Below are 20,923 nucleotides of genomic sequence, written 5' to 3'. Positions count from 1 at the left end.
ATGCCATGGCCACCGACACCAAAGACACGGACGCTAGCGAGAAGGCGACCACCGATATGCCGCTGGCGGGGCCGGGCGAGATGCCGTTTCTGGCATCGCTGATGGCCGGACCGTTCCTCGGCATGATGGACGGCCCCATGCGCGACGTGATCGAGATGCAGGACAGCGCGACCAAGGCGATGTTCTCTGCGTTTCTGGACACACCCGACGCTAAAAACGACGTGAATGCGAACGCCGGCGAACAAGTTGACTGGCGCGCCATCGCGCAGAACATGAACGATGTCTGGCGCGATTTCCTGAAGACCCATCCCAGCATTGCGGCCAGCGGCGTGGTCGATCCTGCGCGGTGGTTCACGATGGCAAGCCGCTGGATGCAGCAGTGGCCGCTCGGCGGGGGCGACGGGCAGGACCAGCTTTTCGCCGATGCCATGGCGCTGTGGGACACGGTGTTGGAACAGTGCGGAATGGCGCAAGTGGCCGAAGGCGCGCCTGTGGCCCTGCCGCGCAAGGACCGCCGTTTCCGCGATCCCAAGTGGCAGGAGAACCCGGCCTTCGCGGTTCTGCACCAGGCCTACCTGATGGCGGCGGATCAGATGCTGGAGGCCGCGGATTCGGCACAGGGGCTGACGAAGGAGCGGCGCGAACAGCTGAAGTTCTTCACCCGCCTGTTCTGCGAGGCGCTGAGCCCCGCGCATTTCCCGCTGACCAATCCGCTGGTGATCGAACGCACTCTTGAGACCGGCGGCGAGAATCTGGTGAAGGGGCTGGAGCACCTCATCGCGGACCTCGAGGCGGGCAAGCTGACCCACACCGATAACGATGCCTTCACGCTGGGCGAGAATATCGCCGCGACGCCGGGCAAGGTCGTTTATGAAAGCCGCCTGTTCCAGATCATCCAGTACACGCCGGTCACCGAAACAGTGATCGGGACGCCGTTGCTGATCTTTCCGCCGTGGATCAACCGGTTCTATATCCTCGACCTCGGCCCCAAGAAGAGCTTCGTGAAGTGGGCGGTAGAGCAGGGGCTGACAGTGTGCCTCGTCTCATGGCGCTCTGCCGATGCGTCGATGGCCGACGTGGGTTGGGAAGACTACATCGCCGCCCAGATCGAGGCGATCGACGTCGTTCGCGAACGCTTCAAGGTGCCATCGGTCCACACCATCGGATATTGCGTGGGCGGCACGACGCTGGCCGCGACGCTGGCGGTGCTGGGCCGCAGGGGCGAAGCGGACAAGGTGGCGAGCGCGACCTACTTCACCGCGCAAGTCGACTTTACCGAGGCCGGAGAACTGAAGGCTTTCATCGACGAGCAGCAGCTTGCGATGGTGGATTCGCTTGCCGGCGAAGGCTTCCTCGACGGGCGCTATCTGGCGCTGGCGTTCAACCTGCTGCGCAGCCCGGACCTCATCTGGAACTACGTCATCAACAACTACCTGCTGGGCGAGGACTATGCCGCCTTCGACCTGCTCTACTGGAACGGGGACAGCACCAATCTGCCCGCCCGCTTCCACCGCGAGTATCTGAAGAACCTCTACCACGACAACCTGCTGGTCGTGCCCGACGCGCTGAGCGCACACGGCACGCCGATCGACCTGCGCCGCAATGTCACGCCGTCGTACATCCAGGCGGGCGTCGAGGATCACATCGCGCCGCTCAACAGCGTGTGGAAGATGACGCGGCATCTGTCGGGTCCGATGCGCTTCCTGCTGGCAGGGTCGGGCCACATCGCCGGTGTCGTCAATCCGCCATCGTCGGGCAAGTACCAGTACTGGTCGGTGGGCGAGCCCGATGCCCAGCAGCCGCCCGTTCCCGACACGCTGAATGCCTTCCGCGAACAGGCGGTGGAAACGCCCGGTTCGTGGTGGCCGGACTGGATCCGCTGGATCGAATCGTTCGATGCGACGCGTGTGAAAGCGACCGGAAAGCGCAAGCCGGGAGGGCGCGGCGACACCGTTATCGAGGATGCGCCGGGACGATATGTCCGCATGAAATGAACGACTTGCGACGACCCGCATTGTCCTTGCCAAGGGCAATGTTAGACTTTTGTTGCAGTGCAACATAATCCTTGACTCTAGCTGCTCCAGCACTTATTGTGCAGTGCAACATGACCCGATAGGCGGGTCTGTCGCGGGGGAAGCCTGGAACGATTTGGCCTTCCTTCGCTGCATGGATAGCAGACGAGGTAATCTCGATGGCAAGCAAGGACGACGGAGCCGACAAGGCTTACGAGGCTGCAGCCGGTGGCACCGCCACCGCAACGCCCAAGGCCGCTCCGAAAAAGCCCAAAGCACCGGCCAAGCCCAAGGCAGAGCCCGAGGCAAAGGCCGAGCCTGCGACTGAACCCGCAGTGGCGGCCAAGGTCGAAGAGACTCCCGCGCCGGCGGCAAAGCCCGCTGTTGCGAAGCCGGTTTCCAAGCCTGCGCTGAAGACGTCGACGGCCAAGGCCGCGGTGGCGAAGCGCACGGCGAAAAAGACCCCGGTGAAGAAGACTCCGGCCAAGAAGGCCGCCAGCAAGCCGACGCCCGCCAAGGCCCGCGTCGCCAAGCCGGCAGCCACCAAGGCCGCAGTGAAAAAGACTGTTGCCGCCCCCGCCGCGAAGATCGCTGCGGTGGCATCCGAACCCGCCAAAATCACGACCAAGATCACTCAGGAGTTTAGCAAGATGACTACCCCCGAAGCGTTTACCAAGGGTTTCCAGACCGCCGTTGCCGACATGCAGACGAAGTCGAAGGAAGCTTACGAAAAGAGCACCGCCATGATGGGCGAAGCCACCGAATTCACCAAGGGCAACTTTGAAGCCATGGTCGAATCGGGCAAGATCCTCGCCAGCGGCATGCAGGAAATGGGCCGCGGCTTCGTTGCCGACTCGAAGGCCGAATTCGAAGCCCTGACCGCCGAGGTCAAGGAACTCGCAGCCGTGAAGTCGCCGACCGACTTCTTCCAGCTGCAGAGCGCGATGATGCGCAAGTACTTCGACAAGTCGGTTGCCGCTGCGTCGAAGAACACCGAAGCGATGCTGAAGCTGGCCAACGACGCCGCCCAGCCGCTGTCGAGCCGCGTTTCGCTCGCGATGGAAAAGGTGAAGGCTGCCTGATCGCAGACTGACCCATTAAGCATCGGAAGCGCCGTCGTCCCGCCAGACGCCGGTCTTCCCGATCAAGAGAGCGGGGCGGGCAGGTTAACCACTGCCAGCCCCGTTTTCGTCTTTGAATGAAGCAATTGCGTCCCTGCCCCTTGTAGGAAGCGCCTCCGATACGATATTCTCGAGGAATATGGCGAAGGTTCACGACGATTCCGCACAGGGTTGCCGCGCGGCCTTCATGGCCCCCGAAAGCGCGTGCCCGATGATTTCCGGCATGCCGGTCCCCGCTGTGATGGGGAATGCCGGCATCCCGGTCCATTCAGGGCCCGATGACGGGGAACGTGGCGACGAACCCGATGGCGGCGACGGTGGTGAAGGCCAGGTGAGCCTCGCCACCCGTACGCGTGCCAAACCGAAAAAGCCGAGCCAGTTCAAGGTTCTCATGCTCAACGACGACTACACGCCGATGGAATTCGTCGTGATGGTCCTCAAGCGGTTCTTCCGCATGGATATGGAGCAGGCGACGCAAGTCATGCTTCACGTGCACCAGCGCGGCGTGGGCGTTTGCGGCATCTATCCTTACGAGATCGCCGAGACGAAGGTTAACCAGGTGATGGACTTCGCCCGGCAGAACCAGCACCCGCTGCAATGCACGCTCGAAAAGGCCTGAGCCTTCCTTCCTAGTTGAACTGCCGGATGCAGACGTCCCGCGCATCGAGTCCGGTGCGCCCTTCGGCTTCCTCGGCCTTCATGCAATCGGTCACATCATCCCACGCCTTCTGGCGCGTGAGACCTTTCGCATCGGCATAGTTCGTCACCCACTGCGGCGCGGGAAGCGCGAAAAGCCGCGCGCTCGACGGGTTGGCGACATTCATGATGCCCCCGTCACCGCAGGCCTTGCGCAGAGCGATCACGTCGGGGTTCTTTTCATCGACGCCGTTCGGCCCGCCCCAGTTGCCGGGCTCGCCTATGCGATAGGGTTCGCGGCCGTGGGGGCTGATGACGGTGAGGTAACCTTCGTCATCTTTCGAAAGCTGCGCGTCATAGGCGAACATTACCAGATCGCCGCTGCCCTTCGTCTTGAAGCACCCGTCCTTCAGCACGATGGTGTCATGGTACAGCGCCATGTGTCGCGCCCCCGGCTCCATGTGCTCCCGCGCGAAGATCCGCACACCACTTGCAAGCGCCTCGTCCGCAAACGCTGGCGGCTGGGGCCTGGCGAAATCGAAGCGGACCGGCGCATCGCGATTCCAGCCCTTTTCCTGTGCGATCTTGCGGAAATGCGCCTCTGTCACGCCGAGGTCGAACTTGACCACGCCTTCGCGCTCCATCCCGTAGCTGCTGAATGACAGTCCGGCATCGGAAAGGCGCCTGTTCCATTCGCTCTGGATGCGGTCACGCTCTTCCTGCGACAGACCGCCCTCGCGTGGGACGAACAGGGGGTCCTTCGTATATTTCGCCAGCGTCGCGGCGGCATCGCGCTTGAACCACACCTCCATCCGGACGGACGGGTCGCGGACCATCACGAACTGGACGAAATTGCCCGCTTCTTCGCGCTGAACCTTCTCTGAAATGCGCTGCATGATCTCGTGAAGACGCGCCGGACCGTTGATCTGGTTCATCGCCTGTTCGCGCGTAAGACCGTTTTCTCGGGCGTACTTGTCGAACATGTCCTCCTGCCCGATCGACGGGTCCGCGGGCACGACCTCGGGCCATGCGATCGCAGGAACGTCGCCGATGGACCAGAAACCGTCCTGCCCATGCGTCGCGCCCGTGGGCAGAGGCGCAGCCGCGTTGGCGGCTTTCTCTGGCGGGGGCGGGGCGCAGGCGGCAACGCTTGCCGCAATTCCCGCGATCATGACGAAACGCATCGACACTCTCCTTTTGTCGGGGGAGTAGACGTTCGGGCAAATGAACCCCATCTGAAACGGGTGACGTTGGCAAGAGTTGCCGTTATGACGCCCTCACACGAAGGGGCATCGCAGTGCCGATCCACCCCGCAAAGGACCGAATGCGAGCACCTTGAAGTTCTTTTCCGCCATCGACCGTTACATCTTCCGGCTGACGCTGATGCCGATGCTGGGCACGCTGGCGCTGGCCGCATCGCTGCTGGTGCTGGACAAGATGTTGCGCCTGTTCGAAGTCGTCGCGAACGAGGGCGGGCCGATCGGAGTCGTGTTCCGGATGCTGGCGAACCTGCTTCCCGAATACATGAGCCTCGCCATCCCGCTGGGCTTGATGCTGGGCATCCTCTTCGCGTTTCGAAAACTGGCGACGACGTCGGAACTGGACGTCCTTCGCGCCGTGGGCATGGGGTACACCCAGTTGCTCAAGGTGCCCTACATGATCACGCTGGCGCTCGTCGCGTTGAACTTCGTGCTGGTCTATTGGGTGCAGCCGGTCTCGCGCTACGATTATCAGCGGCTGGCGTTCGAATTGTCCTCAGGCGCACTGGGTGCCTCGATCGACGTGGGCGAATTCAACACGATCCAGGACAAGACCGCGCTGCGCATCGAGGAAAGCCGCGACAACGGGCGCGAACTGGGCGGCATCTTCGCCCGCGTCACGGACGAGAAGGGCGACATGCTCTCGATCTCGGCGCGCGGCGGGAGGTTTCTTGCCAATGCGGATGACCAGAACACGATCATTCTGCGTCTGACCGACGGCACGATTATTCAGGATCAGCCGAACCTTAACGCGCCGCGCGTGCTGTCATTCTCCAGCTACGACTTGCCGATCGACTTGCCCGAGATCGAACAGTTCCGCCAACGCGGCGGTGAGGACCGGGAATATATCCTGCCCGAACTGCTGCAACTGGGCTGGAACGACCAGGTCGACCAGACCGTTCGGAACGAGACATTGGCCAGCCTCAACTTCCGCCTCGTCGAGGTGGTGATGATGCTGCTCCTGCCGCTTCTCGCCGTATCGCTGGCGATCCCGCCAAAACGATCTACCAGCGCACTTGGCGTGTTCGTGTCGATCGTGATGGTCGTCGCCTATCACAAGATCAACCAGTACGGCGAAGACGTCGCTGCGCTCGGTCTCGTCAGTCCGGTGATCTCGCTGTGGGTGCCTTTCGTGCTCTTCGCGGCGCTGATCATCTGGATGTACTGGCGCGTCGCCTATGTGCCGGGCGGACAGGCGATCGGCTGGCTGGAACGCGGCGCAGCGGTCGTGGGCAAAAAGGTCACTGCCCTCTTCCGCCTGATGCGCTTTACCGGGCGCAAGGAGTTGAAGCGCATGGCGGAGGAACACCATGCGGCTTGATTTCTTCCCTTCCAAACGCCTGACGATCTACCTCGCCAAAACGTTCATCGTCCGCATCTTCGCGGTACTGGCGATGCTCGTGCTGGTCCTTCAGATCCTCGACCTGCTCGGCACCAGCGGAGACATCCTTGCCGCCGAGGGCAATGGCGAGGGTGCGCTGTGGACTTACGTTTCGCTCCGCGCGCCGCAGCTGGTGGCAAGGTTTCTGCCCTATTCGGTGCTGCTCGCAACGATCCTGACACTGGCGACGCTCAACCAGAACAGCGAGGTGATTGCGATGAAGGCCGCGGGGCTTTCGGCGCACCAGATCCTCGCGCCGCTGGTGCTGACCGCCGCTTTCGTCTCGGTTCTGAGCTTCGGGTTCAACGAACGCATCGTCACCCGTGCCACCGCGACGCTCAGCGCGTGGGAGAAGGCCGATTACGGCCCCGTGCCGCCCGGTTCGGACATAAGAACCGACATCTACATGGCAGAGGGCGATGCGATTCTCGCAGCGCGCACCGCCGCCGGCAACGGCGATGCGATGACGCTGGGCGGCGTGACGTGGTACCGCCGCGATCCGAACCTCATGCTGACCGAACAGTGGCGCGCCAAGTCCGCGACATGGACCGGCGACGGCTGGCTGCTGAAGGATCCGACCCGCTTTGCCGTCGACATCGCCACTGTCGACTATCCGCCCGACACCGTTGTCGGACAGGGCATTACCCCGCGCGAAATCGCGATCAGTTCGGTCAACGCAGACGCGCAGGACATCTTCAAGCTGCGTCAGTCGATCAAGGACCTAGAGGCTGCGGGCCGCCGGACGGAGGAGCTGAAGGGCCGCTGGTGGCACAAGATCTCCGGCCCGCTTTCGGCCGCGCTCATGCCGCTTCTGGGCGCGGTTGCCGCATTCGGCCTTGCGCGTTCCGGTCAACTTTTCGTGCGCGCGGTCATCGGCATGGCATTGGGCTTTGCCTATTTCGTTGTCGACAATGCTGCGCTCGCCATCGGCAATTTTGGCGGATATCCGCCGTTTCTGGCTGCCTGGGCGCCGTTTCTCCTGTTCGCCCTGATCGGCGAATTCGTGCTGCTGCGGACCGAAGAGTAATTTTTTCGGGAACCGTTGCCCCAATTCGGGCGTAGTTGCCACAATTGCGCCACAAATTGGAGACGCACCCATGAAGAAAATTATCCTGCCTGCCCTTATCACCGTGTCCGCGCTGGGCCTTGCCGCTTGCGACAGCACTGCCGAAGCTCCGGCTGGAACCGAAACCGAAGTCGTGACCGAAGAAGTCGGCACCGATCCGGCGATGACCGAACCGGTCGTCGAAGCCGATGACGGCGATTCGATCACCATCAGCGAAGACGGTGTCAACGCCGACATCAACGACGGCGGCACCTCGGTCAGCGCCGACATCGACGGCAACCCGTCGATGACTGTCGAGACCGACTAACGGCCTTGCTACAGTAAGGGGAACGCGAAGGGCCGCGCCGGAATTACCGGGGCGGCCCTTTTGCGTAGCGGCCTTTTCCATGGCGGTAACGCACGTTGAGCCCGATGCTCAGCCCCGGTTCAGCCGTTGCGCGGTAACCACGCCGGCCCGCCAATCGATGCGGGCCGTCTCGCACGACTGGCACGTGCGTTACGCAAATGCTAAGGGCCCGCCCAAGGATCAATCGTAGAAGCCGAACATGATGACGCAGACCACCTCGACCACAGCCGCCGACGAGGCGAAGCTCCCGTTCTGGAAGCGCTCGCACTATCTCGACCGGATGACGCTGAAGCAGCTGATCGTTGCGTATTTTCAGCACTATACGATCATCGCCTATCTCGGCCTGACCGCGCTGTGCGTGGTGGCATTCGCGATCTGGCCGACGACGCCGCTGCGCGCGGCAGCCGCGTTTTTCGCGGCGCTGATCGTCTATCCGCTGGTCTGGCACCTGCTGCACCAATACGTGCTGCACGGTCAGTGGATGTACAAGATCAAGCCGCTGGCCGGCACGTGGAAGCGTATTCACTACGATCACCACCAGGACCCTAACCACCTCGAGGTGCTGTTCGGCGCGCTGCACACGACGGTGCCGACGATCTTTCTCGCCACCGCTCCCATCGGCTATGCCATCGGCGGCATCGGCGGTCTTGCCGCGGCCTTTGCCGGCGGCCTGCTGACGACCTGCTATTACGAATTCATGCACTGCATCCAGCACCTCGCCTTCAAGCCGAAGTGGAAGTGGGTGCAGCATATGAAGCAGCGGCATGTCGAACATCACTATTTCGACGAGGACGGCAATTTCGGCATCACCAACTACACGTGGGATCGCCTGCTCGGCACGTACTACGAGAAGAAGGACCGCCCGAAGCGTTCCGCGACCGTGTTCAACCTCGGCTATGACGAGGAAGTCGCCAAGCAGTGGCCTTGGGTGAAGGACCTGTCGGGCGGCATCGCGTCGGGCCACCCGCGCCGCCGTGCGATGGGCAAGGAAGGGTTCGACCCGAACCGCGACAAGACCGCGGCCTGAAGCAGGAAAACGAACATGGGGGGACAGGGTAACGGCATCGTCGTCGAGCCGGTCGTCGACGGCGCCGGTCGCAAGGTCTTTCTGGACGTCGGCTATGCGCTGAACCGCGACGATCCCCAGTGGGTCCCGCCGCTCCGGGCCGAGGCTGCGGAAGTCGTCGACCCGAAGAAGAACCCCTTCTTCGATCATGCCGAAGTCCAGCTATTCATCGCCAGGCGCGATGGAAAGCCGGTCGGCCGCATCTCTGCCCATTTCGACAAGCTGGCCCATACCATGCCGCCCGAACAGGGTATGGGGCCGGGCACAGGCAACTGGGGCCTGATGGATGCCGAGGACGAGTCCGTCGCACAGGCGCTGATCCTGCGCGCCGAGGCGTGGCTGCGCGAAAAGGGCATGACCCGTATCCTTGCGCCGATCTCGCTGTCGATCTGGGAAGAACCGGGCCTGCTGACGCTGGGTCACGATCATTCACCGACGGTTATGATGGGCCACCATCCGGCAAAGTACCAGCCGTGGGTCGAGGCGATGGGCTATACCCCCGCGAAAGTGCTGCGAACCTTCGACCTCGACGTAACGCAGGATTTTCCCAAGCTGATCCAGCGCATCATCTCCTCTGGCGAGAAGAACGACCGCATCAAGGTCCGCCGCGTCGACAAATCGAAGTTCGACGAGGAAGCGGCAATCATCCTCGAAATCCTGAACGATGCCTGGTCGGGCAACTGGGGCTTCGTGCCGATCACCGACCGCGAGGTCGAGCACACCGGCAAGAAATTGAAGCCGCTGGTGCGCGCGGACCTCATCATGATCGCCGAATATGACGGTGAGCCGGTGGCTTTCATGATGACGCTTCCCGACGTGAACCAGCCGATCAAGGCGATCAACGGAAAGCTGTTCCCCTTCGGCTTCATCAAGCTGCTGAACTGGATCCGCAAGCCGAAGAACGCGGACATGCGCGTGCCGTTGATGGGCGTTCGCAAGCACCTGCAAAGCTCCCGCCTTGCCAGCCAGCTGGCCTTCATGATGATCGAATATATCCGCCGCGCAGCGGTCCAGGATTACAACGCGAAACGCGGTGAGATCGGCTGGATCCTGGACGACAATCAGGGAATGAACGCGATTGCCGAGGCCATCGATGCCGACGTGAACCGCGAGTACACGATCTATTCGAAAACGCTCTGAGAGGCCGTCCGACTTCTTTTCGCAATAGCGGCGACAAAGCGGGAACTTCGGCTGCCATACCGGCGTTAGCAGGATAGGGCGAATGAACGCCCGATCAGGGAAGTCGCAAAGTCATGTCCACACAGCCGAAGCCGAAGGGAACCGATCGTAATATCGGTACGGCTCTTGTCGTGGAAGACGACCCGATCCTGGCAATGTCGATCGAGGATATCCTGATCGAAGCGGGCTCTCCGTCGGTGACGGTCTGCTCCAGTACGAAGCAGGCACTGGCCGCCCTTGAAAAACAGAAGCCCGACGTGATCGTGCTCGACGTTCACCTCGTCGACCGCGACGATGGCTGGGCCGTGGCAGAACTGGTCAACGAACTTGGGCCCCGCCCGCCGCGTATCGTCTTTTCGACCGGCAATCCCGAGGCTATCCCTTCCGATATCAAGGAACTGGGCAAGGTCTTGACCAAGCCCTACGCGCCCGAGACGTTGATCGATGCCGTCTCGGACAGCCGCCGCACCGGCCTGTTTTCACGCCTCAAGGGTGCGATCTCCTCCGACTGATCGCCGCTTTGCGCGACGCTTCATAAGGCCTGCCGCCCGGCTGTCCTTTTTCGTTTACAAGTAACGATGCCGCATAGGCGGAGGACAAAAAAAGGCCTCCGCTCCCCCTGTTAGGGAGCGAAGGCCTTTCGGGATCGTATCACCGGCCGCTTGGACGGGAGGGGGGGTCTCGGCGGTGACAATAAGAAAATGCTCGTCCCGAAAAGAGGTTCCAGCGGACGCGAAAAGAATCTGAATTCTTTTTGAGAAAGTCAGTAAACCGCTGATTTTATGAAAGAAAAATCAGATGAAAGGCCGCTTTTTGGGGTTTGCTCTCTCCACCTGCACAAGATCGCGCACCGCGTCCATGTCGGGGATTTCGATCTCGGTCAGGGTCCAGCGCACCAGCCCGTCCTTCCGCAATGACTGGAGCGAGCGGTTGGTGTGTACCAGCGACAGGCCAAGCATGTCCGCGATCTGGCCCTGCGTGACAGCCAGCGACATCTTGTGCGGACCGCTCGTCAGGCAGGTCTGCTCGGCCCGCTCGATAAGGAACATCGCGAGATAGGCGATACGTTCGCGCGCATTGCGCTGTCCCAAAGCGACGAGGTGTTCCTCGAGTGCTGCCTCTTCCTTCGCGGCGAGCCAGACTATGTCGTAATTGAGATCGGGGAACTGGCTGACGAAATGGCGGAAGTCGGCACGCGGGAACACGCAGAGCCGGGCGTCGGTCAGCGCCTCGACCCCGTGTGTCATCGGTTCGTCCAGCGTCGCCTGAAGGCCGATCAGGTCGCCGGGGAAGAGGAAGTTGATGATCTGACGTCGCCCGTCGTCCATCAGGCGGAAGCGGATCAGGACGCCCTTCAGGACCGTGTAGAGATGCTCGCTCTTCGTGTCCTGGACCAGCACTTGCTCGCCGCGGTCGACCCCGAGCTCGCCATGCTTGAACTCCTGGATGAGCGCGAGGCGATCCTTCTCCTGCTCGCGCAGACCGGGACAGGAGAGCAGTGGACACTGCGTGCAGGTGAAGTGCTGCGAACCCGAATTCATGTCGTTCCCCGTCATGCCCCTACGCACCGCGACCGTCCATTCCGTGCCTCGAAAGACACGCAATTGCAACGGCGTGAACGATTCGACAATTTTTTCGGGAACAGACCTCGCGCGCGCACGTTACGGCTGTCGATCCAAATTACGGGAAGGGCTTGCATGTCTCTCGGGGCCAAGGTTGCCGCCAATCTACCATATCTTCGTCGCTACGCTCGCGCGCTTTCGGGCTCGCAAAGCACCGGCGACGCTTTCGTACGCGCCACTCTGGAGGCGGTTCTTGCCGATCCGGAACTGAAGGCCAGCCTCGGTGAAGGGGGACGCGTGCCCCTCTACCGCGCTTTCAACAAGCTCTGGTCCAGCGCTTTCCTTGAAGTGGCCGATACCGATTCCGGTATCATCGACCACGAGGCGGCTGCGCAGGAACGTCTGTCGGCCATCACGCCGATGAACCGTCAGGCGCTTCTCCTCACCACACTGGAGGATTTCTCGATCGCGCAGGCGGCCGAGATCATGGACCTCACTGAAGAAGAGGTCGAAAACCTCGTTCAGGAAGCGGTGTCGGAGATCGACAGGGAATCGACGACGAACGTCCTCATCATCGAAGACGAGCCGCTGATCTCGATGCAGCTCGAAGACCTCGTCCGCTCGCTCGGCCACGACATCTGCGGCACCGCCGCCACGCGCACGCAGGCGCAGGACGTCATTGCCGACAAGATGCCGGGCCTGGTGCTGGCCGACATCCAGCTGGCCGACGGTTCGTCGGGCCTCGACGCGGTGGACGATATCCTGTCGATCGGTTCGGTGCCGGTGATCTTCATCACCGCCTATCCCGAACGCTTGCTGACGGGTGACCGGCCAGAGCCGACCTATCTCGTCACTAAGCCGTTCCAGGAATCGACGGTGCGCGCCGCGATCAGCCAGGCGCTATTCTTCGGATCGAGCCGCCCGCTCCCCTAAGACGCGCCGCAATTGCCGAACGAAAGGCCCGCCGCTCAAGCATGAGCAGCGGGCCTTTTCGTGTCCGGGGAGCACGGTAGTTGGACGTTACCGCCGCAACGCCCGCCATCGATCAGTTCGTTTTGCCGACCTGCTTGGCGCGGATCATGAACTCGCTGCGGGTGCGGACCGGGATCAGCATCGTGCAGCGCACGCCTGTGCTTTCGAAGACGAGATCGACCGGATTTCGCAATTCGTGCGCGACAATCTTTTCGATCAGCTCGGTGCCGAATCCGCGCGGGCGCGTTTCCGAGACCGGCGGGCCGCCACTTTCCTTCCAGCGTACGCGCACGAGCGAGTCCGAGACGAGGTCCCAGTCGACCGTGACTTTGCCACCCGGCACGCTGAGCGCGCCGAACTTGGCCGCATTGGTCGCGAGTTCGTGGATGGCAAGACCAAGCGAAAGCGCATCGTTCGGAGCAAGCTCGACATCGGGTCCATCCATCTCCACGGTCGAGTCGCGGCCCAACGCATATGGGGCCATTTCAACCTCGACCACCGACTTCACCGGCGTCGTGCCCCATTCCGATTGCGTTAGAAGGTCGTGCGTTGCCGATAGCGCGCGGATCCGGCCGTCGAGCGAAGTGGCGAACGCGTCGAGCGAAGTCGCGCGCCTGCGGGTCAGCGAAACGATAGAGAGAACATTGGCGAGCGTGTTCTTGACGCGGTGATTAAGCTCACGGGTCAGCGAATTGCGGATCGCGGCCTGTTCTTCGAGAATGCCGATGACCTGCCGCGCCTCTGCTGCCTGCCGCGTCAGCAGCCATGCAATGGCGAGCGCAAGGGTGGCGACGACGAGGCCGGACAGCAGAACGATCACGGCGACATCGCTCAGCATCGAGCTTTTCAGCGAGTGGACTTCCATCGTGAAAGTCCGGTTCCCGATGGCGATCTGGCGCGTCAGGCTCTCGCCGCCAGTCTCGCCGGTCGAAAGTTCGGCAAGCAGGTTGTCGGGCGCAATGGGGCCGTCATAGAGGCCGATGCGCGCACGGTTGGGCAGTTCGCCTTCCAGCGCCGATTCCACGAAGTCCTGTGCGTTGAACGGACTATAGACATAGCCCTCCAGGCGGCGCCCGCCGGCGGGATCGATCTTGAAGACCGGCATGTACATCAGGAAACCGGGCGCGGTATCCTGCGAACCTTCCTGCACCAGCACGACGCGGCCCGAAGCGGTGGGGCGGGCAAGACGTTCCGCCTCCAGCATGGCGATGCGCCGCGTGCGTTCGGAGAACATGTTGAAACCGATCGCGCGGCGGTTCCGGTCGGTCAGCGGCTGGAGATTGGTGACCGGCACGGCATAAGCTTGGTCCGGACGGGGCAGGGGGTGCACGGCAAAGCCGATCGAGCCCAGTTCGACCTGTTTCGCTTCGAACTCGGGGATTTCGTCGCTATCTACACGCGCGGCCCAGCCGATACCTTCGGCGCCGCGGAAGTTGGCGTCGAGCCGCAGTTGACCGACGAACGTGCGGAACAGCGAGGGCGGAACGTCATCCTGCGTCGCCAATAGCGCCGCGCCCGAACGCAGGTATGCGGCATTGGCATTGGCGCGCCGTTCGAGCGCGGCGCTGGCGCCGGTTGCGATCTGGCTCAGTTCGGTACGGCGCGAATCCTTCTGCGCCATCTCGATCGCCCAGACGCCTACGCCTGTCAGTAGCGCGATGGCGACGAAGATACCGATCGGTAGCGCGCGCGGAAAATGCGCGAACCCACGCAGCACGCGGCCAAGTCGCGGATCGGCACGCCGTCCGCGTCGCTCCTTGACATGGGCGTCGCTTTTCAGGGGGTTAGGCCGTATTTCCACGTTTTGCTCAGATCACGATCCTACCGGGGCGAGGAATTCGATGCTGTCGTGTTCACGCGGGAAACCATCTGGCAGCATCGGCGAGCAAACAGGCAAATCCGGCCTCTTTTATTATTACATCCATTCGCGGGAACCAATCGCATGCCGTTTCGTTCCCGCCTGTGTGTTTGATATATTTCTGAAACGTCAGCGGGCAGCTGTTGCCGGATCGGCTTTTGGCTTTGAACATCGGCAAGGGGTCGCAGTGCTTGAGATGACTGAAAAGCGAATGAGGGACGTGAAGAAAAAGGACGACGAGACAGAGCGGCAGAAAAAGCCCGAAAAACGCCCGGATTGGGCGTCGGGTCTTCGGCAGCTCTACGACTCGGTAGTGGAGGAACCGCTTCCGGACAGTTTCAACGATCTCCTCTCCAAGTTCGACTCGGAGGAGTAATGGCCAAGAACGCGACTAGCGAGGCGCAGCCCGCTGCGGTGCCCGAGCGCTCTGAGGCCGAGGAACGCGTACGCGCGGCCGAATTCAAGAAAGAGCTGACCGAAGTTATTCCTCACTTGCGTGCATTTGCCCGCGGCCTGTGCGGCCGGCCCGACGTGGCCGACGATCTCGTGCAGGAAGCCTTGATGAAGGCGTGGGCCGCGCAGGAGCGTTTCCAGCCCGGCACTTCGATGCGGGCATGGACTTTCGTGATCCTGCGCAACGCATACCTCACCGACATGCGACGCAATCGCTTTCGTGCCGATTATGACGAGACCGTGGCCGAACGCATCCTGACCGCACCTGCGGCACAGGAAGGCCCGCTGCACCTGTCCGACATGCACCGCGCGTTGCTGACCCTTCCGCCCGAACGGCGTGAGGCTTTGCTGCTCGTGGGCGCAGGCGGCTTCAGTTATGAAGAGGCGGCAGAAATCTGCGACTGCGCCGTTGGCACCATCAAGAGCCGCGTGGGTCGCGCCCGCGCTGCGCTTACGTCGATGTTGGAGGATGGCGACATCCCGCAGCGTTCGGTAGATGACGCTGTGGCACACCGTGCCATCATGGGAGAGCTCGACGATATGGCCGAGCCTCAAGGCAATATAAACCGCTAGAGGCGGCCGGGGGGCTGCTATGGCGGACGACGATCAGGATCGGGATCAGGACAGGGAAGAAACCAACGCCCAGCGGCTTGAGCGGCTGGCCGGCAATGCTGCTGCCGGGCCGGAACTTGGCGACCGAATCCTTGGTGCCGATCTCGATCTGGGGCGACTGGCTTCCGCATTGCTGCTGATGATCGGGCTGGGCCTTTTCCTGGCACTTCCTTTCGTATTGTCGATCGGATCGATCGTATTCCTGCCGCTGGTGACGGCGGTGGTTTTGACGATCCTGCTCTCGCCGCTAGCTGACAAGATCAACGCCATCGGCATTCCCAACGTGATCGCATCGCTTCTGGCGGTGCTGATCTTCATCGGCGTACTGGTGCTTGCCGCGACCGCTATCCTGCAGCCAGCTGCCGACCTGTTCGATCAGGTGCCGCAGATGCTCGCTTCGATCGACAAGTCGTTCGGGCAGGTCAGGGGCCAACTCGACTGGATCAACGACCTCGGCAAGCGGTTTGGCGAACTCGGCGGACCGAAGCAGGGCCGCGAAGTGGTCGTCGCAACGCCTTCGATGATCGAGCGGGTGGCGCTTGCGACCCCGACCGTCATCATCGAAACGCTGCTCACGATCCTGATGGCGTTCTTCATGATCGAGGCTCGGGTGCGGATGCGGCACCGCTTGCTGCTTGAACGTGCGGAATTCGGGGCATCGCTGAAGGCGGCGCGTGCGCTTCGCGAAGTGCAGGACCGCGTGGCGAGCTATATCCTGACGGTCGGTCTCATCAATCTGGGTGTCGGAGTCGTCGCGGCGCTGGGTGCATGGGCCATCGGGCTCGACGCGCCGATCATGTGGGGCGGGCTTGCCGCGCTGCTCAATTTCCTGCCCTATATCGGGCCTTTCGCGATGACGGCGATCCTGCTGTTGGTCGGCATGGGCACGGCCGACACTATCCTGATCGGGCTGGTCCCGGCGGCGGCCTATCTCGGCCTGCACACGATCGAGGCCAATGCCGTGACGCCCGCGATCCTTGGTGCGCGCTTCACGATGAACCCTGTCGTGATCCTTATCGGGATCAGCTATTTCACGTGGGTCTGGGGCGTATTGGGCGCGGTGCTGTCGATGCCAATCCTCATCACGCTGATGGCCCTGTTCGAGCATCTCGGCCATCCCAACATCATCGGCTTCCTGTTCGGCGAACCGCTGTTCCTCCGACGAGGCGAGGGCGAAGAAACCAGCGCCTGACGCACGCCATCGATGCAAAAGAAAAAGGCCGGGAGACGATCCCGGCCTTTCGCTCGTTCAGGTATTCCCGCCTCAGGCCGAGGGGTACGACCAGATCGAACCACGCTTGTAGTTCTCTGCCGCGAAGTCCCAGTTGATGTGGCCGGTGCTGACGGCCTTCAGATAGTCGGGGCGCACGTTCTTGTGGTCGAGGTAATAGGCGTGTTCCCACACATCGAGCGTGAGGAGCGGGTTCTTTCCGCCGATTGCAAGCGTACCGGCATCGTGCGTTTCCTCAACCGAGAGCTTGCCGTCCGAGTCGGCCGCCAGCCAGACCCAGCCCGATGCGAAGTGGCCGGCACCTGCCGACTGCAGCTTTTCGACGAGTGCATCGACCGAGCCGAATGCGGCGTTGATCGCGTCGAGCAGATCGCCGCTCGGGCCTTCGCTCGTCGGAGCCATCGAGTGCCAGTAGAAGGCGTGGTTCCAGCTCTGCGCCGAATTGTTGAACAGGCCCGCGTTGCCGGTTTCATCAGCCTTGGCGATGATCGATTCCAGCGAAGCGTCCGCAAGGTCGGTGCCTTCGATCGCGGCGTTCGTCTTGTCGACATAAGCCTTGTGGTGCTTGCCGTGGTGGGTCTGCAGCGTTTCCGAACCGATCGCCGGGCTCAGCGCATCGTGGGCATAGGGCAGGTCGGGAAAGGCAATGGCCATCTTTAAACTCCTTGGACGGTCGCGTTTGGTTGTCTCGTGTTCATATGTGTAAACGCATTGCGCAGGTTCAAGTTGCAGTTTCGCGTATATTTCGCGCTCGGACGTGTACCATGCGCCTTCACGCGCGGCATCGGGGGTGCCATGACGGGCGGGGAACTGCCAGAAGGCCTCGCTCATTGGCTCTCCATCACGACAAGAAGAAGGACGAGACTTGGGACGCAAGTATTTCGGCACCGACGGGATCAGGGGGCGCACCAATTCCGGCAACATGACCGCGTCGATGGCGATGAAGGTCGGCCAGGCCGCGGGCACTTATTTCCTGCGCGGCGGGCACAAGCACCGCGTCGTGATCGGCAAGGACACGCGCCTGTCGGGCTACATGATGGAAAGCGCGATGGTGGCAGGTTTCACCAGCGTGGGGATGGACGTCGTGCTGCTGGGCCCGATGCCGACCCCTGCGGTCGCGCTGCTCGCCCGTTCGATGCGTGCCGATCTGGGCGTCATGATCTCTGCCAGCCACAACCCGTTCGAGGACAACGGCATCAAGCTGTTCGGCCCCGACGGCTTCAAACTTTCGGACGAAGACGAACTGGCGGTCGAGATGATGATCGACCAGGAACAGCTGCTGGTACCCCCGCAGGACATCGGTCGGGCACGCCGCATCGATGACGCGCGGGGCCGTTATATCCATGCGGTGAAGGGCTCGCTGCCGAACACGGTCCGGCTCGACGGCCTCAAAATCGTGATCGATTGTGCGAATGGCGCGGCCTATGACGTGACGCCGCCTGCACTGTGGGAACTGGGCGCCGAAGTGATCGAGATGGGCGTGTCGCCCGACGGTCTCAACATCAACCGCGACGTCGGTTCGACCGCGGTCGACGCTATCAAGAAGCGCGTTGTCGAGGAACAGGCCGATATCGGCATCGCGCTCGACGGTGATGCGGACCGCCTGATCGTGGTGGACGAAAAGGGCAAGACCGTCGACGGCGACCAGATCATGGCGCTGATCGGGCGGGACTGGAACCGGCAGGGCCGTCTCAAGGGTGGCGGCGTTGTCGCGACGGTCATGAGCAACCTTGGGCTTGAACGCTTCCTTGAAGGTGAAGGGCTGAGCCTCGTGCGGACCGCCGTCGGCGACCGTTACGTGCTGGAGGCGATGCGCGCAGGCGATTTCAACGTGGGCGGAGAGCAGTCGGGCCATATGATCCTGCTCGACCATGCGACGACGGGCGACGGCACCGTTGCGGCGCTGCAGGTGCTGGCCGCTCTGGTCCAGTCGGGCAAGAAGGCGAGCGAGCTGCTCCACCTGTTCGATCCCGTGCCGCAGATCCTGAAGAACGTGCGCTACACCGGCAATCCGCTGGAGACCCCGCACGTGAAGGACGCGATCGCGAACGGCGAAGGCGTGCTGGCCGGCAAGGGCCGTGTGGTCATTCGCAAGTCGGGGACCGAGCCTGTCGTGCGCGTCATGGCGGAGGGCGATGATGCCGCCGAAGTCGAACAGGTCGTCGATGCGATCTGCGACGCGGTGAAAGGGGCCAGTTCCTGATGCTCGAGATGCGACCCCACTGCGAACGCTGCGAAGCCGACCTTCCGGCAGAAGCGCCCGGCGCCTTCATCTGCAGTTTCGAATGCACGTATTGTGCAGAGTGCGCCGACGAACTCGACGACCTTTGCCCCAAGTGCGGCGGCGAACTGGTCGACAGGCCGACGCGGTCGGCTTCGAACCAGCTGAAGGCCGCGAAGATGAAGGACGCGCAAGGGTGAAGACACCCTCTCGCGTACTGGTTCTCGCAGGGTCTGACAGTTCCGGCGGCGCAGGCATCCAGGCCGACATCAAGACGATCACGATGTTGGGCGGCTATGCGATGACCGCGATCACCGCGATCACCGCGCAGAACACGACGGGCGTTCAGGCGGTCGAGGTGCTTTCGCCCGAGATGGTCGTGGCGCAGGCGCAAAGCTGTATCGACGACATCGGCGTGGATGCGGTAAAGATCGGGATGCTCGGCTCACCCGCTGTCGCCCATGCCGTCGCGGACCTGCTGGAAGGCGTCCATGCGCCCATCGTTTTCGATCCCGTCATGGTCTCGACCAGCGGATCGGTGCTCGCCGATGCCGACACGATCGCGGCGTTCGAGCGGTTGATGGCCACGGCCGCGATCACTACGCCCAACGTCCCCGAGCTTGACGCGCTGGGCGGCGTGAAGGCCTTGCAGGAGCGCGGTATCACGTTCCTTGCCAAGGGCGGCGATGCGCCGGGCGATACGGTGACCGACCGGCTCTATCGACCCGGCGAGGACGTGCTCGACTGGGCGGCGCCGCGTATCGAAACGCGGCATACGCACGGAACCGGCTGCACGACAGCGAGCGCCATTGCGTGCGGGCTCGGCGCAGGTCTGGGCATGGTGCCTGCCATCGAACAGGCCCGGGCTTTTGTGCGCGCCGCGCTGAAGGCCGCGCCCGGTTTCGGTGCCGGGCACGGCCCGCTCGGCCATCAGGCCGTGCGTTGATCTTCAGGCGATTTTGGCGGCCGGGTTAAGCTTGTAGAACTTCACGATCCGATCCCAAGCCTCGTCGGCAGTGTCGACGATGCGGAAGAGCTTCAGATCCTCGTGGCTGATCACGCCTTCGTCGGCCAGAGCCTCGAAGTTCACGACCTTTTCCCAGAACTCGCGCCCGAACAGGAAGATCGGGATCGGCTTCATCTTGCCGGTCTGGACAAGGGTGAGCGTCTCGAAAAACTCGTCGAACGTACCGAAACCGCCGGGGAAGACGGCCAGCGCACGCGCGCGCATAAGAAAGTGCATCTTGCGCAGCGCAAAGTAGTGGAACTGCAGCGACAGGCGCGGCGTGACGAACTCGTTCGGTGCCTGCTCGTGCGGCAGAACGATGTTGAGGCCGACGCTTTCGGCGCCTGCTTCATGTGCTCCGCGATTGGCCGCTTCCATGATCGAAGGGCCGCCGCCCGAGCACACGACGAACTGGCGTTCGCCGTTTTCGACGATGGCCGCCGCGCTTGCCATGTAGGCAAGCTTGCGTGCTTCCTCGTAATACTTCGTCTTGGCGACAAGGCTTTCGATTACACTACGCCCGCGCGGATCGGTGTCCGCCTTGGCCAGCAGTTCTTCTGCCGTTTCAGGCGAGGGGATCCGGGCCGAACCGTAGATGACGAACATCGATCCGACGCCGGCTTCTTCCAGCATCGTTTCCGCCTTCAGCAGTTCGAGCTGGAACCGGACGGGGCGAAGATCGTCGCGCAGCAGGAAATCGGTGTCGCGGAACGCCAGGCGATAGGCCGGGTGGCTCGTCTGCGGCGTATGCGTGGGCGAACCCTCGGAAAAGGCGGCTTCCTGTTCGGCCTTGTAGAACTTGCGCGGTGTCAGCGCGCGGTCGGCAGGTTCGGGTTTGCCGTGCGGGCCGGGCTTGCCGGGCTCGTGCGGCGGTTCCTTGCGTTCGGTCATATATCTCCCAAGGGGGTCTTTGCGCAGAAAACGCGCGGATGATTAGGTCAG

General features: G+C 62.6%; 21 protein-coding genes. 16 read left to right on the top strand and 5 right to left on the bottom strand.

Annotated features, from left to right (window positions below):
• The first annotated feature begins 5 nt into the window (after positions 1 to 5).
• The 3 genes from A9D15_RS15865 (at position 6) to clpS (ending at position 3,752) form a co-directional block, all read left to right on the top strand.
• A complete protein-coding gene (locus tag A9D15_RS15865; protein WP_082924535.1) occupies positions 6 to 1,994 on the top strand; it encodes a PHA/PHB synthase family protein in 1,989 nt (662 codons plus the stop codon).
• A gap of 197 nt (positions 1,995 to 2,191) precedes the next feature.
• On the top strand, positions 2,192 to 3,094 hold the full coding sequence (locus tag A9D15_RS17090; protein ID WP_066766842.1) for a phasin family protein: 903 nt from the start codon (positions 2,192 to 2,194) through the stop codon (positions 3,092 to 3,094).
• 280 nt (positions 3,095 to 3,374) lie between these two features.
• Positions 3,375 to 3,752: an ATP-dependent Clp protease adapter ClpS gene (gene clpS / locus A9D15_RS15855; protein WP_066767017.1), complete on the top strand. Its 378-nt coding sequence runs from the start codon at positions 3,375 to 3,377 to the stop codon at positions 3,750 to 3,752.
• Positions 3,753 to 3,762: 10 nt separating this feature from the next.
• Here clpS and A9D15_RS15850 read toward each other — a convergent pair whose 3' ends face one another.
• Positions 3,763 to 4,953, bottom strand: coding sequence for a hypothetical protein (locus A9D15_RS15850; protein WP_156521827.1), 1,191 nt, complete (start codon positions 4,951 to 4,953; stop codon positions 3,763 to 3,765).
• A gap of 151 nt (positions 4,954 to 5,104) precedes the next feature.
• On the opposite strand from A9D15_RS15850, the gene lptF reads away from it, so the two are divergent.
• The 6 genes from lptF to A9D15_RS15820 all read left to right on the top strand — a co-directional run bounded on the left by lptF (position 5,105) and on the right by A9D15_RS15820 (position 10,578).
• Entirely contained in the window at positions 5,105 to 6,349 is a 1,245-nt protein-coding gene (gene lptF / locus A9D15_RS15845; protein WP_066766837.1) for an LPS export ABC transporter permease LptF, read from the top strand.
• Complete coding sequence (gene lptG, locus A9D15_RS15840) at positions 6,339 to 7,436, top strand: LPS export ABC transporter permease LptG (protein WP_066766835.1); 1,098 nt, start codon at positions 6,339 to 6,341, stop codon at positions 7,434 to 7,436. Before lptF ends, lptG begins: the two co-directional genes overlap by 11 nt.
• 70 nt (positions 7,437 to 7,506) lie before the next feature.
• Complete coding sequence (locus A9D15_RS15835; protein ID WP_066766832.1) at positions 7,507 to 7,782, top strand: hypothetical protein; 276 nt, start codon at positions 7,507 to 7,509, stop codon at positions 7,780 to 7,782.
• A gap of 241 nt (positions 7,783 to 8,023) precedes the next feature.
• Complete coding sequence (locus A9D15_RS15830; protein ID WP_172807548.1) at positions 8,024 to 8,848, top strand: sterol desaturase family protein; 825 nt, start codon at positions 8,024 to 8,026, stop codon at positions 8,846 to 8,848.
• 15 nt (positions 8,849 to 8,863) lie between these two features.
• Positions 8,864 to 10,027 (top strand): GNAT family protein, encoded by a 1,164-nt coding sequence (locus A9D15_RS15825; RefSeq protein WP_066766825.1) that lies wholly within the window; start codon positions 8,864 to 8,866, stop codon positions 10,025 to 10,027.
• A gap of 113 nt (positions 10,028 to 10,140) precedes the next feature.
• Complete coding sequence (locus A9D15_RS15820) at positions 10,141 to 10,578, top strand: response regulator (RefSeq protein ID WP_066766823.1); 438 nt, start codon at positions 10,141 to 10,143, stop codon at positions 10,576 to 10,578.
• A 282-nt stretch (positions 10,579 to 10,860) separates the two neighbouring features.
• On the opposite strand, the gene A9D15_RS15815 is transcribed toward A9D15_RS15820, so the two are convergent.
• On the bottom strand, positions 10,861 to 11,622 hold the full coding sequence (locus A9D15_RS15815) for a Crp/Fnr family transcriptional regulator (protein ID WP_066766821.1): 762 nt from the start codon (positions 11,620 to 11,622) through the stop codon (positions 10,861 to 10,863).
• 141 nt (positions 11,623 to 11,763) lie between these two features.
• Here A9D15_RS15815 and A9D15_RS15810 point away from each other — a divergent pair, with 141 nt between their 5' ends.
• Complete coding sequence (locus A9D15_RS15810) at positions 11,764 to 12,561, top strand: response regulator (RefSeq protein ID WP_066766819.1); 798 nt, start codon at positions 11,764 to 11,766, stop codon at positions 12,559 to 12,561.
• A 112-nt stretch (positions 12,562 to 12,673) separates the two neighbouring features.
• Here A9D15_RS15810 and A9D15_RS15805 read toward each other — a convergent pair whose 3' ends face one another.
• On the bottom strand, positions 12,674 to 14,401 hold the full coding sequence (locus tag A9D15_RS15805) for a CHASE domain-containing protein (RefSeq protein WP_229660329.1): 1,728 nt from the start codon (positions 14,399 to 14,401) through the stop codon (positions 12,674 to 12,676).
• 40 nt (positions 14,402 to 14,441) lie between these two features.
• Here A9D15_RS15805 and A9D15_RS17025 point away from each other — a divergent pair, with 40 nt between their 5' ends.
• The 3 genes from A9D15_RS17025 to A9D15_RS15790 are packed head-to-tail and all read left to right on the top strand — an operon-like array spanning position 14,442 to position 16,715.
• Positions 14,442 to 14,834, top strand: coding sequence for a NepR family anti-sigma factor (locus A9D15_RS17025; RefSeq protein WP_156521826.1), 393 nt, complete (start codon positions 14,442 to 14,444; stop codon positions 14,832 to 14,834).
• Positions 14,834 to 15,484 (top strand): sigma-70 family RNA polymerase sigma factor, encoded by a 651-nt coding sequence (locus A9D15_RS15795; RefSeq protein WP_082924534.1) that lies wholly within the window; start codon positions 14,834 to 14,836, stop codon positions 15,482 to 15,484. The genes A9D15_RS17025 and A9D15_RS15795 overlap by 1 nt, the downstream gene beginning before the upstream one ends.
• A gap of 19 nt (positions 15,485 to 15,503) precedes the next feature.
• Positions 15,504 to 16,715, top strand: a complete 1,212-nt coding sequence (locus tag A9D15_RS15790; RefSeq protein ID WP_066766805.1) for an AI-2E family transporter — start codon at positions 15,504 to 15,506, stop codon at positions 16,713 to 16,715.
• 72 nt (positions 16,716 to 16,787) lie between these two features.
• Here the strand turns inward: A9D15_RS15790 and A9D15_RS15785 are convergent, their stop codons facing one another.
• A complete protein-coding gene (locus tag A9D15_RS15785; RefSeq protein ID WP_066767012.1) occupies positions 16,788 to 17,408 on the bottom strand; it encodes a superoxide dismutase in 621 nt (206 codons plus the stop codon).
• A gap of 211 nt (positions 17,409 to 17,619) precedes the next feature.
• Between A9D15_RS15785 and glmM the strand changes: the two genes are divergently transcribed.
• From glmM to thiD, 3 genes are read left to right on the top strand one after another with little or no spacing between them, the layout of a single operon-like run.
• Complete coding sequence (gene glmM / locus A9D15_RS15780) at positions 17,620 to 18,957, top strand: phosphoglucosamine mutase (RefSeq protein WP_066766803.1); 1,338 nt, start codon at positions 17,620 to 17,622, stop codon at positions 18,955 to 18,957.
• Positions 18,957 to 19,175, top strand: coding sequence for a DUF1272 domain-containing protein (locus tag A9D15_RS15775; protein WP_066766801.1), 219 nt, complete (start codon positions 18,957 to 18,959; stop codon positions 19,173 to 19,175). Before glmM ends, A9D15_RS15775 begins: the two co-directional genes overlap by 1 nt.
• Positions 19,172 to 19,921, top strand: a complete 750-nt coding sequence (gene thiD, locus A9D15_RS15770; RefSeq protein ID WP_066766798.1) for a bifunctional hydroxymethylpyrimidine kinase/phosphomethylpyrimidine kinase — start codon at positions 19,172 to 19,174, stop codon at positions 19,919 to 19,921. The genes A9D15_RS15775 and thiD overlap by 4 nt, the downstream gene beginning before the upstream one ends.
• A 3-nt stretch (positions 19,922 to 19,924) precedes the next feature.
• Here thiD and A9D15_RS15765 read toward each other — a convergent pair whose 3' ends face one another.
• Positions 19,925 to 20,872, bottom strand: a complete 948-nt coding sequence (locus A9D15_RS15765) for an LOG family protein (protein WP_082924533.1) — start codon at positions 20,870 to 20,872, stop codon at positions 19,925 to 19,927.
• Between the last annotated feature and the right edge of the window lie 51 nt (positions 20,873 to 20,923).

Source organism: Croceicoccus pelagius, from assembly GCF_001661915.1.
Taxonomy (GTDB): Bacteria; Pseudomonadota; Alphaproteobacteria; order Sphingomonadales; family Sphingomonadaceae; genus Croceicoccus; species Croceicoccus pelagius.
Note: the sequence above shows the minus strand (reverse complement) of the source record. Positions and strands in the feature narration are given on the sequence as shown.

Coding starts and splice junctions, on each gene's coding strand:
- A9D15_RS15865 (WP_082924535.1), top strand. CDS start 6: ATGGCCACCGACACCAAAGACACGGACGCTAGCGAGAAGGCGACCACC.
- A9D15_RS17090 (WP_066766842.1), top strand. CDS start 2,192: ATGGCAAGCAAGGACGACGGAGCCGACAAGGCTTACGAGGCTGCAGCC.
- clpS (WP_066767017.1), top strand. CDS start 3,375: ATGGGGAATGCCGGCATCCCGGTCCATTCAGGGCCCGATGACGGGGAA.
- A9D15_RS15850 (WP_156521827.1), bottom strand. CDS start 4,953: ATGCGTTTCGTCATGATCGCGGGAATTGCGGCAAGCGTTGCCGCCTGC.
- lptG (WP_066766835.1), top strand. CDS start 6,339: ATGCGGCTTGATTTCTTCCCTTCCAAACGCCTGACGATCTACCTCGCC.
- A9D15_RS15835 (WP_066766832.1), top strand. CDS start 7,507: ATGAAGAAAATTATCCTGCCTGCCCTTATCACCGTGTCCGCGCTGGGC.
- A9D15_RS15830 (WP_172807548.1), top strand. CDS start 8,024: ATGACGCAGACCACCTCGACCACAGCCGCCGACGAGGCGAAGCTCCCG.
- A9D15_RS15825 (WP_066766825.1), top strand. CDS start 8,864: ATGGGGGGACAGGGTAACGGCATCGTCGTCGAGCCGGTCGTCGACGGC.
- A9D15_RS15820 (WP_066766823.1), top strand. CDS start 10,141: ATGTCCACACAGCCGAAGCCGAAGGGAACCGATCGTAATATCGGTACG.
- A9D15_RS15815 (WP_066766821.1), bottom strand. CDS start 11,622: ATGACGGGGAACGACATGAATTCGGGTTCGCAGCACTTCACCTGCACG.
- A9D15_RS15810 (WP_066766819.1), top strand. CDS start 11,764: ATGTCTCTCGGGGCCAAGGTTGCCGCCAATCTACCATATCTTCGTCGC.
- A9D15_RS17025 (WP_156521826.1), top strand. CDS start 14,442: ATGCTGTCGTGTTCACGCGGGAAACCATCTGGCAGCATCGGCGAGCAA.
- A9D15_RS15795 (WP_082924534.1), top strand. CDS start 14,834: ATGGCCAAGAACGCGACTAGCGAGGCGCAGCCCGCTGCGGTGCCCGAG.
- A9D15_RS15790 (WP_066766805.1), top strand. CDS start 15,504: ATGGCGGACGACGATCAGGATCGGGATCAGGACAGGGAAGAAACCAAC.
- A9D15_RS15785 (WP_066767012.1), bottom strand. CDS start 17,408: ATGGCCATTGCCTTTCCCGACCTGCCCTATGCCCACGATGCGCTGAGC.
- A9D15_RS15775 (WP_066766801.1), top strand. CDS start 18,957: ATGCTCGAGATGCGACCCCACTGCGAACGCTGCGAAGCCGACCTTCCG.
- A9D15_RS15765 (WP_082924533.1), bottom strand. CDS start 20,872: ATGACCGAACGCAAGGAACCGCCGCACGAGCCCGGCAAGCCCGGCCCG.